Source organism: Microtetraspora sp. NBRC 16547 (genome assembly GCF_030268965.1).
GTDB lineage: Bacteria > Actinomycetota > Actinomycetes > Streptosporangiales > Streptosporangiaceae > Microtetraspora.
Genome location: NZ_BSSE01000047.1, coordinates 1 through 15,723, shown reverse-complemented (window position 1 = coordinate 15,723; position 15,723 = coordinate 1). Strand labels below are relative to the sequence as shown.

The following is a 15,723-nucleotide window of genomic DNA, read 5'->3' as shown; positions in this document are numbered from 1 at the left end:
AATCGAAACACGTAGGGAAGTGAAATTGTGGATCCGCTGAAGGCTCTTGCTGACGCGGAGCGCACGCCGTACTGGCTGTCCCAGCCAGGGGCACCGGAGCCGTCGCCGCGGCTCACGAACGACGTCACCGCCGACCTGGCCGTCGTCGGAGGTGGCTTCTCCGGTCTGTGGACCGCGTTGATGGCCAAGGAGAGAGACCCCTCGCAGGACGTGGTCCTGATCGAGGGCAAGCGCATCGGCTGGGCCGCCTCCGGGCGCAACGGAGGGTTCTGCGCGGCCAGCATCACACACGGGCTCGCCAACGGGATGGAGCGCTGGCCCGACGAGATCGCCACACTGGAGCGTCTCGGGCTCGAGAACCTCGACGAGATCGAGGCGTCCGTCGAGCGGTACGGCATCCAGTGCTCGTTCGAGCGGACCGGGGAGCTGGGCGTCGCCACGGAGGAGTGGCAGCTCGACGGGCTGCAAGCGGCCGTGCGCGCCGCCAGGGAGCTGGGCGCTGAGCCCGTCTACCTCGACCGCGACCAGGTGCGGGCCGAGGTGAACTCCCCGACGTACGTGGGCGCGCTGTTCCAGCGTGACTCCGTCGCGATGGTCGACCCGGCCCGGTTGGCCTGGGGCCTGCGGGACGCCTGCCTCCAGATGGGGGTGCGGATCTTCGAACACACCCCGGCCAGGTCCATCTCCGACGGCGGAGACCGGCTGGTGATCACAACCCCGCATGGGACCGTCAGAGCCCGCAAGGTGGCTCTGGGCACCGGTGTCTTCCCGTCGCTGCTGAAGCGCCTGCGGCACTTCCTGGTCCCGGTGTACGACTACGTCCTGATGACGGAGCCGCTGCCGGAGGACAAGCTCGCCGAGATCGGCTGGCGGAACCGGCAGGGCATCGGCGACTCAGGCAACCAGTTCCACTATTACCGGCTGACCGACGACAACCGCATCCTGTGGGGCGGCTACGACGCCGTCTACTACAACGGCGGTCTGATCAAGGCCGAATACGATCAGCGGGACGCCACCTTCGAGAAGCTGGCGCGGCATTTCTTCGACACGTTCCCGCAGCTCGAGGGCGTCCGCTTCACGCACAGGTGGGGCGGGGTGATCGACACCTGCAGCCGGTTCAGCGCCTTCTACGGCACCGCGTACGGCTCTCGCCTCGCGTACGCGGCGGGGTACACCGGCCTGGGGGTCGGCGCCACCAGGTTCGGGGCGAACGTCATGCTCGACCGGCTGAGCGGTGAGAGCACCGAGCGGACCCGCCTGCGCATGGTGCGGAGCAAGCCGGTGCCGTTCCCGCCCGAGCCCGCCAGGTCGGCGGTCATCCAGCTCACCCGCTGGTCGATGGCGCGGTCCGACGCCAACGAGGGCCGGCGCAACCTCTGGCTGCGCACGCTCGACGCGATGGGACTCGGCTTCGATTCCTGATCGCGTGACCCGGCGCTCCCCTCGAGGGGGAGCGCCGGGTCTGGGCCGGCTCTGCGCCGGTTACTCACCCGCTGAGCGTCGAGCGGAGCGCGTCGAGGACCGAGGCGTCCTCGATGGTGGAGGGCACCGGCTCGTCGGCGCCCTCGGCGATGCCCCGCATGGTCTTGCGGAGGATCTTGCCGGACCTCGTCTTGGGCAGCCCGGCCACGACGTCGACCCGTTTGAGCGCCGCCACCGCGCCGACCTGCTCGCGGACCCGCGCGATCAGTTCGACGCGCAGCGTGTCGTGGTCGGTCGTGACGCCGTTCTTGAGCACGACGAATCCGCGAGGGATCTGGCCCTTGAGATGGTCGGCCACGCCGATCACCGCGCACTCGGCCACCGCCGGGTGGGTGGCGAGCGCAGCCTCCATGGCCCCCGCCGACAGCCGGTGCCCGGCGACGTTGATGACGTCGTCCGTCCGGCCCATGACGAACAGGTAGCCGTCCTCGTCGAGATAGCCGCCGTCGCCGGTCAGGTAGTAGCCGGGGAACGCGGACAGGTATGACGCGATGTACCGCTCGTCGTCCGCCCAGAGCGTCTGCAGGGTGCCGGGCGGGAGCGGCAGCCGCACGCAGATCGCGCCCTCCTCCCCGGGGCCGCACGGCTCCCCGAGCGGGGTGAGGACGCGCACGTCGTATCCGGGGACGGGCACCGTCGGGGAGCCGGGCTTGACCGGCATCGGGTCGAGCCCGCGCAGATTGCCGGCGATGGCCCACCCCGTCTCCGTCTGCCACCAGTGGTCGATCACCGGGATGCCAAGTTTCTCCGCGGTCCATTCGTAGGTGTCGGGATCCAGCCGCTCACCCGCCAGGAAGAGCGCGCGCAGCGACGAGATGTCGTATTTCTCCATCAAAGCCGCGGACGGGTCGTCGCGCCTGATCGCCCGGATCGCGGTCGGCGCGGTGAACAGCGTCTTCACCCCGTGCTCGGAGACCACCCGCCAGTACGCCCCGGCGTCGGGGGTGCCCACCGGCTTGCCCTCGTAGAGCACGGTAGTCGCGCCCAGCAGCAGCGGGCCGTACACGATGTAGGAGTGCCCGACGACCCAGCCGACGTCGGAAGCCGTCCAGAACACCTCGCCGGGACGCGCGTCGTACACGTTGCGCATGCTCCACAGCAGCGCGACCGCGTGGCCGCCGTTGTCCCGCACGACGCCCTTCGGCTTCCCGGTCGTCCCGCTGGTGTAGAGGATGTAGAGCGGGTCGGTGGCCGCGACCGGCACGCAGGCGGCCGGCTCGGCCGCCGCCATCGCCGCGTCCCAGTCCACGTCGCGTCCCTCGCGTAGTTCGGCGCGCTCCTGCTCCCGCTGCAGGATCACACACCTGTCCGGCGCGTGCCCGGAGAGTTCGAGCGCCGCGTCCAGCATCGGCTTGTACGGAACGATCCGGTTCGGCTCGATGCCGCACGACGCGGAGACGACGACCTTGGGCCGTGCGTCGTCCAACCGCAGCGCCAGCTCCTTGGGTGCGAAACCGCCGAAGACCACGGAGTGGACGGCTCCGAGGCGGGCGCAGGCGAGCATCGCCACCACCGCCTCCGGCACCATCGGCATGTAGATGACGACCCGGTCGCCCTTGGAGACGCCCGAGTCGCGCAGCACGCCGGCGAACCGCGCCACCTGATCGAGCAGCGCCGCGTAGGTGTGGCGGCGGCAGGTCCCCGTCACCGGGCTGTCGTAGACGAGGGCGAGACGGTCGCCGTGGCCGGCCTCGACGTGCCGGTCGAGGGCGTTGTAGCAGGTGTTCAGCTCCCCGCCGGGGAACCACTGGTAGAAGGGAGGACGGTCGGAGTCGAGGGCGCGTTCGGGCTGCTGGTACCAGGTGACGGCGGACGCCGCCTCCTTCCAGAAGCCCTCGGGATCATCGACACTGCGCGCGTGGACGTCGGCGTACGGCATGGGCCCCATCTTCGCCCTGGGAGGGTTCAGCGGTCGAGACCCGTGAGCCAGCGCAGCGGGTTTCCGTGAGTGATCAGTTCAAGGACGTCCTCGCCGGTCCCGGCGGCGCGCAGCACGGGAAGGACCTGCTGGAACAGCCGGCCGTACCCGTGCCCGCCGTAGTCCCGGAGGTGCCCCTGCCGGGACACGCCGCTGCTGAGCAGGATCCGCGCGGCGTGCCCCGCCTCGATCAGCGCCAGCGCGTGCTCGGCGTCGGTCACCGCGGCGTACGCCCCGGATTCGGCGATCTTCCGCTGGATGAGGGGATCGGCGGCCCAGGCGCTCAGCCGAGTAGGGGGCACGCCCTCGGTGAGCAGCGCCTCCAGGACGTCGAGGCCCCCGGCGGCCACCGGCAGGCCGGTCCGGGTGGACGCGCGGGCGGCGGCGGTGATCGCGCGCGCCTCGGCGGGGGTGGGAGTCGCGCCCCACGCCGCCGCCACGATGATCCCGGGCCGAACGGCCGTGCCGTCGAGACCGGTGCCGATCTCCCTGAGCAGGTCGGCGGTGAGATCGTCCACGCCCCACCGGCGGATCAGGTCGCCGCTGAACGGCTCGGGGGCGAATCCGGTCGCGGCGACCACGGCGACCCTAGCCGCCGTGGCGACGCGGGCCAGCGCGGCGACGTCCCGGCCCATGCCGAGGCAGCTGTGCTCGACGACCAGGGCGAGTCCCTGCTCCCGGCCGAGCTCGGTCAGCTCCGAGGTGACGTGCGCCTCCTCGTCGAGCCACCGGTACGGGTCGGACTCGCCGCCCGCTCCCCAGCGCGTGTCGGTGCGCAGGTGTTCACCGGGAAGGACGGGCCCCTCGATCAGGGAGACGGGCACGGCGCCCGTGACGGTCTGGACACGGGGGAAGTACGCCTCGGACATGCGGGGACACTAGCGGAAGCTTCCCCTGGTGAGCGACCCGGAGGGGGTGGCCGGCCCGGTCCTGGGCGGGCGGACCCGCGTGGCTCCCGCCGCCATGGCGAGCACGAGCACGACCTCCGAGACGATCAGCATCCGCTCGACGAGCCCGTAGAACCCGACGCCGGTCAGAGTGGCGGCCGGGGAGCCCGGATGGGTCAGCAGGAAGACGACGAGGATGGCCACGGAGGTCAGGCTGAGGCCGTTGAGCACGCGGCCGATCGGCCTCCAGCCGGGCAGCGTCCTGGTCTGCCTGGCCAGGATCCAGCCCGCGCACGGCAGGCCGGTGAAGACGAGCGCGGTGGACCAGCGATGGATCTCGCCGGTGGCCGAGCCGACGCCCAGCGAGGGGTCGGTCGGGAACAGCGCGGTCAGCGCCAGCGCCACCGAGACGCCCGCGAGCAGCACCCGAGCCGCCGCGCTCCGCGCCGGCTCGATCCTGGCCAACGCGTACGTCAGGCCCGCCGTGCCGGCCGCCAGCGACAGGACGCCCAGCGCGAAGAGGGGACCCGCGGTGTCCACCGAGGCGTAGTCACTGATCACCCCGTTCATCGGATCGACGGTGCCGGGGAAGGCGACGTGCAGCCAGATCATGACGCTCAGGGTGAGGATCGGGCCCGCGACCGCGATCCGTCCGCCCGTTCTGGTCACGCTTTCACGCTCCTATTCGTGAGTTCGGCGTAGATCTCCTCGAACCGGGCGAGGGACCGTCGGTGGTCGTGGGGCGCGGCCAGGGCGAGGCTCGCCCGTCCCATGGCGGCGCGGAGCTCCGAGTCTGTGAGGATCGCCGTCAGGTGCCGGGCCATGGCCCGCACGTCGCCCGGCACGTAGAGGTGGCCGTTGCCGTCCACGAGATGCGGCAGCGCCATCGCGTCCGCGGCGACGACGGGAAGGCCGCTCGCCATCGCCTCCAGGGTGGCGATGCTCTGCAGCTCCGCGATCCCCGGCATGGCGAAGACGTCGGCCGCCGCGTAGACGAGCGGCAGATCGGCGTCCGGGACGAACCCGAGGAAGCGCACCCGCTCGCGGGCCCCGATCCGGGACGCGAGCCGCTCCAGCGCGGGCCTCCGTGCGCCGGTCCCGGCCAGCACGACCTGCGCCTCCACATGGTTCAGCACCTGCGGGAGGGCGAGGATCAGGTCGTCCAGGCGCTTCTCCTCGTCCAGGCGGCCGACGAAGAGGACGGTCGGCAGGTCGGGCAGTCCGAACCGCTCCCGCGCCCGGATCCGGTCCCACGGCCGTGGCTGGAACCGGTCCAGGTCGATGCCGCACGAGACGGCCTCCACCTCGCCGGTGAACCCCTTGGCCGCGAGCAGTCCAGCGGCGATCTTGGTCGGCGTGGTGACACGGTCGGCCCTGGAGAACACCCGGGCGAAGTCCCGCCAGACCATCCGGTCGACGCCGTCCCGCAGCCGGGCGGGAACGCGCGCGAACGGGAAGAGGTTGTCCGGCATGAAGTGGTTGGTCGCGACCACCGGGCGCCCGGCGCGCAGGGCGGCCCCGACCGCGGCCCGCCCCACGACGAAGTGCCCCTGGGTGTGCACCACGTCGGGCCGCAGCCCGTGGATCAGCCGCGACATCGTACGGCCGAGCCCCGCGGGGACGCCGACCCGCATCGTCGGGTGGACCAGGAGGGGAGCCGACCGCAGCCGGTGGACGGTCACCTCCCCGGCGGTCTCGATGCGCGGCGGCCCCACCTCGGACGCGCAGACCACGTGGACGTCGTTGCCCCTCTCGGCCAGACCGGCCGCGAGCCGGTGGGTGAAGTACGCGGCGCCGTTCACGTCCGGCGGGTAGGTGTCCGTCGCGATCAGCACGCGGCGACCCCTCGGGGCGAGGGACGCCGGGCCGGCGCCCGGCGTGTCCGGCGAGTTCAGGGTGGGCACGGCGGTCATGGCGTTCTCCGGTGGGGTGCGGTGGTCGGATTGCTCCGGGCGACCGGCGCCGCGCCCGGTGCGAGGGACGGGAGCCCCGTTGCCGCGAGCACGATCACGGGCTGCTCCTCTCGCATGTATGACGACACGGTGATATGGCCGGAAGACCTCGAACGGGCGGCCGGACAGGGAACGCGGGACCAATCCCGAGCGTGGTGCACATCGCCGGCCCCGGCCATCGGGGATCACCCTGAAATGGGCGTGGTTTCCCTGGTCTCGGTCTCGGGGGTGTTCCCCGGGTTCCGCCGCCGCAGGTGGCGTACGGCCTCCGTCACGACCGTGACCGACAAGGCGATGCCCAGCCCCAGCGGCAGGCGCCTTGAAGGGGTCCCGCTCGAACGCCATGCCGCCGACGAAACCCAGCATGGTGGAGTAGATGGCCCACGAGACCGCCGCGACCGCGTCGAACGCCGAGAACGCGCGCACCGGGAAGCCCCCGCCCCGGCCGAGATCCGCAGGGTCGCCCCGGACACCGGTGTGGTGATCCTGACTACCTTCGGCGAGGACGAGTACATCGCCCGCGACCGGCGCGGGCGCCGGTGGCTTCCTGCTCAAGGCCGGCGACCGAGAGAGCTGATCGCCGGGGTGCACGCGGTCGCCGGGGGAGGGGCCTACCTCTCGCCGCCCGTGGCGTACCGGGTCATCACCGAGCTCGGCGGCGGCCGGAGCGCGATCGTTGCCTACGAGGCCGATCTGGTGGCCGAGGGCTGACGCCCCTCGGGGCCCCTCGGCGACGCGGTCAGCTCATCGTCTTGCCGCCGCCGCCCGCGAGCCGCTCGGCGATGATCGCGCCGAGGTCCTGCGGCGCACCGGCGACGAGTGCGGTTCCCATCGGATTCCTCTCGTTCCGGGAGGAACCGCCGCGCGACGCTCTCGCGCGGGCGGGTGCCGCGCGGAGCGTCCGCGGTCGAGCGCGGCCCCGCCTGCGATGATCTCCTCCGTCTTCGGGAGGAGCCTTTCGCAGAGAGGCCGTCGTCCGGCAGGGCGGTGGACACCGGAAGCCGGTCCGACGCCGGGACGCCGGTGCGACGCCGGGAAGCCGGCCGGACTCAGGGGAGCCGGGAACCGGCCGCGACCGAGGAGACCTACTTGGCGCCCTCGGCCAGATCGACGAGCGCGGTGGCCGTCCGGAAGAACTTGTTGCGGCCGAGGTCGCCGATCGTGTTGATATGGAAGGCCTCCTTGAGGAGCCGGGCGTCGCCCTCGCTGACTCCCGACAGCGCCGACACCGGGGCCTTGATCAGGTCCGCGAGGGACTTGTTCTCGTACTCCTTGTCCAGCAGCTTGGCCAGGTCCGCAGTAACCGCCATGGGTACCCCCGTCGATGTACGGCCCGGCCGGAACGCCGGGCAACTGATCAGGACTTTCCCCGCCAAGTCGCTCATCACGGGCATTCGATGACAGAAGACGGTAAAAGCGTGGAAGGGGTTAATCCAGATAGGACCGGCTGCGCGGCACCCACGCGACCAGACCGAGGCGTTCCTCCGTCGCGACCGCGGGAGGAGGGGGCCCCGTCGTGCCGTGAAGTCCGGGCTCGGGAGGTCGTGCGAGGATCGTCGGCGGGGGGTGAGCCACATGCGCGTAGTGATCGCGGGAGGTCACGGGAAGATCGCACTCCGGCTGGAACGGCTGCTCGCCGCACGCGGGGACGAACCGGTGGGCCTCGTGCGCAATCCCGATCACGAGGACGACGTCCGCGCGGCCGGCGCAGAGCCCGTGCTGTGCGACCTCGAACAGGCCGGTCCGGGCGAGCTGGCCGAGATCCTGCTCGGGGCCGGGGCGGTGGTCTTCGCCGCGGGCGCGGGGCCGGGCAGCGGCGCGGCGCGCAAGGAGACGGTGGACCACCGCGCGTCGGTCCTGCTGGCGGACGCCGCCGAGCGCGCCGGTGTCCGCCGCTTCGTTCAGATCTCCACGATTGGGGCGGGCGAGCCGCCCCCTCCGGGGAGTGACGAGGTCTGGGCGGCCTACATCAACGCGAAGACCGCGGCCGAGGAGGATCTCCGCGCCCGGCCCGGCCTCAACTGGACCATTCTCCGCCCCGGACGGCTCACCGACGACCGGGGGACCGGGCTGGTGACCCTGACGGATGTACCGCTGTCGCGGCACGACCCCGTGCCCAGGGACGACGTCGCGTCCGTCGTCGCGGCGCTCCTGGACGCTCCCGAGACCAGGCACCGGGTCCTCGAAGTGATCGGCGGGGGGACGCCGATACCGCTGGCGATCCGGATCCTGCTCTTTCGCTGACGTCGCGGCGGGTGCGGCGGGTCGTGGTCTGGGGGATTCGCTGCCTATGTACCGATGGCCGCGGGAGTATCGAGGTGGAGGCGGTGCAGCACCCGCCGGAAGCCCCATGCGGACACGGCGATCGCCAGTCCCGTGACGGCCACCATGGCGACGGTGCGGAGCAGCATGAAGCTGCCGACGGACTGGTTCAGGAGCAGCCAGATGTTCCCGGCCGAGTTGGCGATCAGCACGAACGCCCACAGGAGCGTGACGCGTACGAAGAACTGCCGGACCCGTTCATGCCGGAGCACGAACGACGGCAGGTGGACGAAGTCCTGCGCGAGCTTGGCCAGCAGCGGGCGGCGCAGCCCCACCGATGCGAGGAAGACCATGCCGAGGCAGATCGTGCCGACCTCGGGCTGGATGAAGTAGACGATCGCGCTGCCGGTCCACCATCCGAGCGCGGCCTGCGCGGTGATCGCGACGGCGGTCAGCGCCATGGTGCCCGGGACGCGCTTGCGCCGGACGACGCGCCACAACATGCCGAGGTAGACCCAGCCCATGGCCGCGACGAGCGCCCCGTTCAGGCCGATCAGGCTGAGTGCCACGTAGAAGACGGCGAGGGGGGCGAACACGCCTTCGATCAGCATCGGCACCGCCTGCCTCAGGAGAGACGGCAGGTGCGGCAGTGTGAAGGGGGGATGATCCATGACACTCCCTGAAGTAGCGGAGGGACCCCGTGACCTCGCGGTCACCCGGCGAGGCGAGGTGCGCATCGCCCAGGGGGCCTGTGACCGCCGCCCATGATGTCCGACCACGGGTCGACCGACCGTTTCAGCAGGGTCTTTTGTCTGAAGATATCCCCACTTGTCCGATTAAACGATGGTAAAGGGCGAGCTATTCCGGAAGTCCCCTCCGTCGCGGGCGCGGGTCACCCCAGGCTGGTGGTCGCCAGCTTGGCCCCGAAGCCCAGGAAGAGCGCGCCGACGCCCGAGGTCAGCCCGGCTGACAGCTTGCGCCGCCGCCGGAACTGGGCGGAGACGAACGTGCCGCTGAAGATCAGCATCGACAGGTAGAGCGCGCTGAAGAACTGCACGATCGTCCCAAGAATGAGGAAAGAGATCGCCGGCGTGCTGTACGAGGTATCCACGAACTGGATGAAGAACGAGACGAAGAACAGGATCGCCTTGGGGTTCAGCAGGCTGATCACCAGCGCCTTGCGGAAGGGGTCGCCGGTTACGGGCGGCTCCTGGCTCGCGGCGACCGTCTCCGTCAGGCCGCGGGACCGCCACGAGGCCCAGGCCGCACGCAGCATGCCGAAGCCGATCCACGCCAGATAGGCCGCTCCGGCGTACTTGACGACGTTGAACAGCATCGGGTTCGACTTCAGCAGCGACGCCACTCCGGCCGCCGACAGCACCATGAGCACCGTGTCGCCGATGAAGACGCCGGATGCCGCCCGATAGCCCTCCCGCACCCCGCGCTGGGCCGCTGTGGACAGCACGTAGAGCGAGTTGGGGCCGGGCAGCAGGATGATCAAGAACGCGCCGATGGCGTACGTCCAGATATCGGTGATGCCGAAGAACATGAGGTGCGCTTCCATCTGGGTTCGGAGGCTGACGAGCCCGCCCGTCGCGATTGCAAAAGATGACATATCACGGTAACTCGCGATAGCCGTACGCCACCCCGGATGGGTCCCGTTCGGCGCGCTCCCGCCGCCGGTCACCGACATCGACCTGTCCCCGCCAAACCGCATTTAAGTGCGATCCAAGTTGGGACGCAGTCGGGCTTAAGTCGCGATCTCTAGGTTGTCTGCCAGGTGCTCGACCGATCACCGGGGGCCCGGGCTCGTCCCGCTTCCCCAGGCACCCCGCGCCACCGTGAGCGTGGATGTCGACAAGGGCGAGTTCGTGCCCGCCTCCCCAGGCACCCCGCGCCGCCACGGATGGACGCGGACGCAAGGGAAAGTGAAATGCTGCTGATATTGAGCGACCGCGGCGACACCACCGTGGACATGGTCCTCCCCAAGATCGAGACTCGGGGGCTTCCGGTCGTGTGGTGGGATCCAGGCGACTTCCCCTCGAAGGGGCGGGTCACCGCCACCTTCACCGGTGCCGCGCCCTCCTTCCTGCTGTCCATGGAAGACCGCGTCCTTGATCTCGGCGAGGTGAGCGCCGTCTGGGTCAGGCATCCCAACGTCCCCTCCGCCGCGGCGAACATGGCCGAGCCCACGCAGCGCGAGCATGTCGACCGGGTCTCCCGGTTCTTCATGACCGGACTCTGGGAGCTCCTGCCCGTCCCGTGGTTCCCCGCGCGCCTCCCCGTCGTCGACCGCGCTCACAACAAGCTGATCCACCTGGACCGGGCCGTCCGGCTGGGCTTCACGATCCCCGAGACCGTGATGACCAACGACCCTGCCGCGCTCGTCCCCGCGTACACGAGAAGCGGCGGTCGGCTGGTCACCAAGCTCTTCGACTCGCACAGTTTCCTGCTCGACGGGCAGAACCATCGCGTCTACACCACCATGGTGACCAGGAGGCACCTCACCTCCCGTCATCGCCTGCAACACGAGCCGGTCATCCTGCAGCCGTACGTTCCCAAGGCAGTGGAACTGCGCGTCCTGGTGGTCGGCGATCGCGCGTTCGCCGCCGAGATCGACGCGCAGGGGTCGCGGTCAGCCCGCGACGACTGGCGGCACTACGACGAAGGCCGCGTGCGATACGGCGCGCACCGCCTGCCCGCCGAGGTCGAACGGCGCTGCGTGAACCTGGTCGCCGATCTCGGCCTCGCCTACGGCGCGATCGACCTCATTCTGCGGCCGGACGGCGAGTACGTCTTTCTGGAGATCAACCCCAACGGCGAATGGGGCTGGCTGGAGGCCAGAGCCGGCCTGCCGGTCAGCGACGCCGTGGCGGACTGGCTGGTGACCGCTGCGCGGTCCGGAGAAGGATCCACCTGTCGGTGCCCAACGCCGTGCTCATGCTCAGGCCCTTGACCCATCGCCCTCCTGGTCGGCACGGCGGGCCGGATCCGGGATCTGACCCAGCGTGAGCTGGCCGCGTTCTCGGCCACCCAGAGCCGGCTGACGCGCGACCCGCGGATGTGGAGCGATGATCACGTCCATGCGGACCAGGTGTTGTTGGCCGTGGAGGTCGTCTCGCCCAGCAGCGCGCGTGACGATCACGAATACAAACCGAGACAGTGTGCCGTCGGCGATGTCCCGCTCTACCTCGTGATCGACCCGGATCAGGAGGTCGTGCGGCTGCTCAGCCAGCCTTCTGAGGACGGTTACGGCGATGAGGTAAAGGTTCCTCTGGGGGAGAAGCTGCCCCTGCCTGCCCCCTTCGACCTGGTCCTGGACACCGCCCAACTCCTGGCCTGACGGCACGATCGCTCGGCCGCCGTGTTCGGCGTCATGACGGTGGAGCAGTTAAGAACACGGACATCTCCTGTCGGTCGCGGCTGTCTCCGGCAGCGGCGGTCATCCGATACACGGTGAACGAGGCGGTTCCGCAGATGAGCGGAACGCCGGCCAGGAGCCACGACCGCCTGACGCGGCGCCTTTTCTGGCCGGTCTCATCGGCAGTGACGGTCGGTTCTCCGCGTACTGATCCATTACGGCAAGGTATCCCGCGATGTGAACAAATGTCGCCAGATCGGCCGCCGCACCCCTGTGAGCCAACGTCGACTGGAACAGCATGATCCCGGCGGGCGGCAGCGCTCAGGCGGACTGGGAGTTCGCCAAGGTGACCGCGGGCTTCTGGTCGAACGCGGTGCGGCGACCGGCACGGTAGGCGGCCCAGCGTCCGACATCGTGCCGGCCGCTCCGCGACGGCGACAGGAAACCGATCACCATGCCGACGAACGTGGCGACCCCGAGCACGATCCACAGCCGCAGTTTCATGACTACCCCCTAGTGTCACTGTCTGTAGCAAACCTACGACGTTCTGTCGTGGGAATCTCCGAAATCTTCCTTCCCCGAGTGGCCGATATAGCCACCCATCGGGCAGTCTTGGGACCGTTATGGATTACGCGATTCCCACGGGCCTCGTTCTCGTCTCCGGTGTGCTCCTTGCTCTCCTCGCACAGCGGAAGGGGTGGAGCCCGTCGCTCACTGTCACCCTGGCGATCGGCATCGGCTTTCGCGTACTGATCATGGTGCTGTCGGCCAAGGACAGCTGGCAGCCGATCGACTTCGTGAACAGCTTCCGCCCTGCCGGCGAGGCGATCGTGAACCATCGCGATCCCGTGCTTGAGAGCAACGGCGGCTGGCACTTTCTCCCGACGATCCCGTACGTGTACGGGCTGCTGCTCTGGTTCGGCATCCCGTGGGAGGTCGCGGGCCGACTGGTCACCGTCGTCTCCGACATCGTGCTGATCCCGCTCGTGGGCAAGCTCGCCGGTGGCGCGACCGCGCGACTCCGCGCGTTCCAGTACGCCTGCAACCCCCTCGCGATCCTCGTGGCCTCCGTGCACGGCCAGGTCGAGCCGGTCTCCCTGGTGTTCGCGGTCGCGGCGTTCGTCGTGGCCCGAGGGCCGAACGAGTGGGTGCTCCCCGAGACCCTGCCGTGGACGCGACCCGCCGACTTCCTGCGCCGCCTCACCCACCCGACGGACGCGGACCGGGCGGCGACGAAGCGTGCCGTCTGGGCGGGCGTGCTCATGGGGATGGCGCTCTGCGCGAAGAGCTGGCCGGTCATCCTGGTGCCGGGGATGCTGATGTTCCTGCCCGGGCTGCGCTCCCGCGTGATCTCGCTCATCGGCGTCGGCGTGCCTCCGGTGCTGTTCCTGCTCACGCTGCCGATCGGCGGATGGACCGCGTGGAACCAACTCCCCGAGGTGCTCAAGACGATCGGCCTGCGCCCGAGCGACGTCCGGCCGATCACCGGTGACTGGGGCTGGACGGCGGTGCTCAACGGCGGCGACTGGGTGCTCAGCCCGACCTCGCTCAAGATCGGTCAATACCTCATCTACGCGTCCCTCGTGGCCTGCGTGATCTGGTGGCGCAAGGCCGACCCGATCGACGTCACCACCGCGATCGTGCTGGCCTTCATGATCTTCACCCCGAGGCTGGGGGCGCAGTACCTCATGTGGTTCATGCCGTTCCTGGTCGCGCGGCCCACCCGCTGGGCATGGCCGACGATCATCGGCTGCACCCTTTGGGCGGCGGTCGGCTATCTCGTGCTCACCCAGTTCACCGGCGCCAGGTGGGGCGAACTGCACGCTCCATGGGCGATCAGCTCGATAGTGCTGTTCCCACTGCTCATCGCGGCGATGCCGTGGAACCGGCGCATCGCGACGGAGGGCAGGCTCGCGTGAGGGAGCGGCCCGTGGTCACGGCCGCTCCGGAGGGACGGACCTCTCCCTGACGTCAGGACGTCACTTGACGATCAGCCGGATCAGGTGGCCGTGGCTCTTGAACCCCGGAGAGTCACCGTCCAGCACCCCGGTGACGCAGTCGAACACGCCGGGCTCGCTCTGCCGCACGAAGAAGACGGTCTCGGCGACCGAGGAGAGCAGGCGGATCGCGTCTCGGTGAATGTGCACGCCCTCCTGGTCACCGGCCAGCGAGACCGTGACCTCGTAGACGCCGTCCGGGAGGAGCTGCTGCCCGGTGAGCAGCCACTCGGAGCCACAGGCCCGGCGCAGGTGCGGGAGCAGGTGGACCTCGGGCTCCTCCGTGACCCAGCCGTCCCGCTTCATGCAGTCCAGCAGCCGTTGGACCTGCGGATCCATGGCCGAACCGTCCGCGATCCCGGTCTGCCGTTCGTCGATGTCCCATCGCCGCATGTTTCGACCATACGCGTCACCGATGCGGCGCATATGGGGTCCTGCCATGCCTCCGGCCGGCTCAGGGGGCGGTCTCCGGAGACTTCTCGGGTGACGGCAACCGGCCCGACACGAGCGCGGCCGCCCACTTGCCGTTCGGATCGCTGTCGACGAGCAACGCCCGTGCGAGCAGACTGAGCGGGATGGCCAGCAGGGCGCCCAGCGGGCCGAGCACCCAGGTCCAGAGGATCAGCGACAGGAACGTCATCGTGGTGGACAGACCGACCGCGTCGCCCAGGAACTTCGGCTGGATGAAGGACTGGATCACCACGTTGATCGCGATGTAGGCGATGATCACGAGGATCATCGTCTTCGGTCCGCCTTCGAGTAGCCCCAGCAGGGCCGGCGGGATCAGGCCCAGGAAGAACCCGATGTTCGGAACGTAGTTCGTGATCAGCGCGAAGACCCCCCAGAGCAGGGGGAGCGGCACGTTCAGGGCGTACAGCGCCACGATGTCCAGTGCGGAGCAGATGGCCCCGAAGATCGTCGAGACGATCAGGTAGCGCCGTGTCTTGTGGGTGAACGTGGTGAACGCGGTCGCGAGGGCCGGCCGGTCGGCGCGGGCGGCGGCCAGGATCCGCGAGTAGATCGGAGCGTCCAGGCTCATGGCGAGCAGCATGACCACGATGAGGAAGAGGCTGGAGAACACGCCGAGCAGACCGGAGAGCACGCTCTGGGCCAGTTCGATCAGCTTGCCGAAATCGACGGAGGACAGGGCCTTGCTGATCTGGGCGCTGCCGTAGCCGAGCTCCGCCGCCCACCGCTGGAGGTTGGCGATGACCTCGTTGAACTGGTTCGCGTACGTCGGCGCGAGGATGGCGAGCTGAGCGGCCGCGAAGCTGAGGATGGCGACCATGCTGAGCAGGACCACCAGCAGGACCAGCAGCGGGATCGCTACGAGCATCCACCCCGGTGCATTGCGCCGGTAGAGCCACTCGCGGAGCGGGGACACGGCGATGACGAGGGTCAATGCGAGGACGACCGGCCCCACGATCGACTGGACCGCCTGCATGCCGCCCAGAGTGATGACGGCGGCAGCCGTGCAGACCAACACGATCAGGGCGCGAGGAACCCGCTGTTCAGCCACCTCCTGTTTCTACCTGATCGAGGGAGAAAGATCGATCGATGCCGGGTTCGCGGGTCCCCGCCCTTCCGTACGGCTGTCGCCCCACCTGTCCCGGCGTTTCGTGGCTCGATCACTCTGGGCGAGCTGTTAATCTTGTCCAGTCGGCGCAGCCCGGCGCTCTCCCTCTCCTTCCGCTTGGCGGTTCAGGCATGGGATTGCGTGGGCTAAACTCGACAAGTCTCCTCAAACGATCAGTTTCCGGTCATTGGTTCGCGAAGCGGACATGGATCTGGTAAGTTAGAGGGGTTGCCCCGGAGACGGGGCGGCTGCGATTCCTTCGGGGTTGCGGGGTTCGGGTCAAGTGTT

The 15,723-nt window shown here is 69.7% G+C and carries 15 protein-coding genes and 1 pseudogene; 6 read left to right on the top strand and 10 right to left on the bottom strand.

Annotated elements, in window-relative coordinates; genetic code table 11:
- Positions 1 to 27: 27 nt before the first annotated feature.
- Positions 28 to 1,422, top strand: a complete 1,395-nt coding sequence (locus QSK17_RS34355) for an NAD(P)/FAD-dependent oxidoreductase (RefSeq protein WP_285710549.1) — start codon at positions 28 to 30, stop codon at positions 1,420 to 1,422.
- 64 nt (positions 1,423 to 1,486) lie between these two features.
- On the opposite strand, the gene QSK17_RS34350 is transcribed toward QSK17_RS34355, so the two are convergent.
- The 4 genes from QSK17_RS34350 to QSK17_RS34335 are packed head-to-tail and all read right to left on the bottom strand — an operon-like array spanning position 1,487 to position 6,200.
- Positions 1,487 to 3,361, bottom strand: a complete 1,875-nt coding sequence (locus QSK17_RS34350; protein WP_502889344.1) for a propionyl-CoA synthetase — start codon at positions 3,359 to 3,361, stop codon at positions 1,487 to 1,489.
- Between the two features lie 26 nt (positions 3,362 to 3,387).
- Positions 3,388 to 4,269: a phosphotriesterase family protein gene (locus QSK17_RS34345; protein WP_285710546.1), complete on the bottom strand. Its 882-nt coding sequence runs from the start codon at positions 4,267 to 4,269 to the stop codon at positions 3,388 to 3,390.
- Between the two features lie 9 nt (positions 4,270 to 4,278).
- Positions 4,279 to 4,956 carry a DUF998 domain-containing protein gene (locus QSK17_RS34340; RefSeq protein WP_285710544.1) on the bottom strand — a complete coding sequence of 226 codons (678 nt, stop codon included), beginning with the start codon at positions 4,954 to 4,956 and terminating at the stop codon, positions 4,279 to 4,281.
- Complete coding sequence (locus tag QSK17_RS34335; protein ID WP_285710541.1) at positions 4,953 to 6,200, bottom strand: glycosyltransferase; 1,248 nt, start codon at positions 6,198 to 6,200, stop codon at positions 4,953 to 4,955. Before QSK17_RS34335 ends, QSK17_RS34340 begins: the two co-directional genes overlap by 4 nt.
- Positions 6,201 to 6,677: 477 nt before the next feature.
- Between QSK17_RS34335 and QSK17_RS34330 the strand changes: the two are divergent.
- Positions 6,678 to 6,908, top strand: a pseudogene (locus QSK17_RS34330) (response regulator); the annotation flags it as partial.
- Between the two features lie 416 nt (positions 6,909 to 7,324).
- On the opposite strand, the gene QSK17_RS34325 reads toward QSK17_RS34330, so the two are convergent.
- A complete protein-coding gene (locus QSK17_RS34325; protein ID WP_285710538.1) occupies positions 7,325 to 7,549 on the bottom strand; it encodes a hypothetical protein in 225 nt (74 codons plus the stop codon).
- A gap of 265 nt (positions 7,550 to 7,814) precedes the next feature.
- Between QSK17_RS34325 and QSK17_RS34320 the strand changes: the two genes are divergently transcribed.
- On the top strand, positions 7,815 to 8,483 hold the full coding sequence (locus QSK17_RS34320; protein WP_285710536.1) for an SDR family oxidoreductase: 669 nt from the start codon (positions 7,815 to 7,817) through the stop codon (positions 8,481 to 8,483).
- 44 nt (positions 8,484 to 8,527) lie between these two features.
- Here QSK17_RS34320 and QSK17_RS34315 read toward each other — a convergent pair whose 3' ends face one another.
- Positions 8,528 to 9,172 (bottom strand): VC0807 family protein, encoded by a 645-nt coding sequence (locus QSK17_RS34315; RefSeq protein WP_285710534.1) that lies wholly within the window; start codon positions 9,170 to 9,172, stop codon positions 8,528 to 8,530.
- A gap of 221 nt (positions 9,173 to 9,393) precedes the next feature.
- Positions 9,394 to 10,050 carry a leucine efflux protein LeuE gene (gene leuE / locus QSK17_RS34310; RefSeq protein WP_285710585.1) on the bottom strand — a complete coding sequence of 219 codons (657 nt, stop codon included), beginning with the start codon at positions 10,048 to 10,050 and terminating at the stop codon, positions 9,394 to 9,396.
- A gap of 384 nt (positions 10,051 to 10,434) precedes the next feature.
- On the opposite strand from leuE, the gene QSK17_RS34305 reads away from it, so the two are divergent.
- Positions 10,435 to 11,457: an MvdC/MvdD family ATP grasp protein gene (locus tag QSK17_RS34305; protein ID WP_285710531.1), complete on the top strand. Its 1,023-nt coding sequence runs from the start codon at positions 10,435 to 10,437 to the stop codon at positions 11,455 to 11,457.
- A 105-nt stretch (positions 11,458 to 11,562) separates the two neighbouring features.
- On the top strand, positions 11,563 to 11,844 hold the full coding sequence (locus QSK17_RS34300) for a Uma2 family endonuclease (RefSeq protein ID WP_285710529.1): 282 nt from the start codon (positions 11,563 to 11,565) through the stop codon (positions 11,842 to 11,844).
- A 339-nt stretch (positions 11,845 to 12,183) separates the two neighbouring features.
- Here the strand turns inward: QSK17_RS34300 and QSK17_RS34295 are convergent, their stop codons facing one another.
- Positions 12,184 to 12,366, bottom strand: coding sequence for a hypothetical protein (locus QSK17_RS34295; protein ID WP_285710527.1), 183 nt, complete (start codon positions 12,364 to 12,366; stop codon positions 12,184 to 12,186).
- 119 nt (positions 12,367 to 12,485) lie between these two features.
- On the opposite strand from QSK17_RS34295, the gene QSK17_RS34290 reads away from it, so the two are divergent.
- Positions 12,486 to 13,781, top strand: a complete 1,296-nt coding sequence (locus QSK17_RS34290) for a putative hexosyltransferase (protein ID WP_285710526.1) — start codon at positions 12,486 to 12,488, stop codon at positions 13,779 to 13,781.
- A 60-nt stretch (positions 13,782 to 13,841) separates the two neighbouring features.
- Here QSK17_RS34290 and QSK17_RS34285 read toward each other — a convergent pair whose 3' ends face one another.
- Both QSK17_RS34285 and QSK17_RS34280 read right to left on the bottom strand, forming a co-directional pair.
- On the bottom strand, positions 13,842 to 14,252 hold the full coding sequence (locus QSK17_RS34285; protein WP_285710524.1) for a hypothetical protein: 411 nt from the start codon (positions 14,250 to 14,252) through the stop codon (positions 13,842 to 13,844).
- Positions 14,253 to 14,313: 61 nt separating this feature from the next.
- A complete protein-coding gene (locus QSK17_RS34280) occupies positions 14,314 to 15,378 on the bottom strand; it encodes an AI-2E family transporter (RefSeq protein WP_285710522.1) in 1,065 nt (354 codons plus the stop codon).
- Between the last annotated feature and the right edge of the window lie 345 nt (positions 15,379 to 15,723).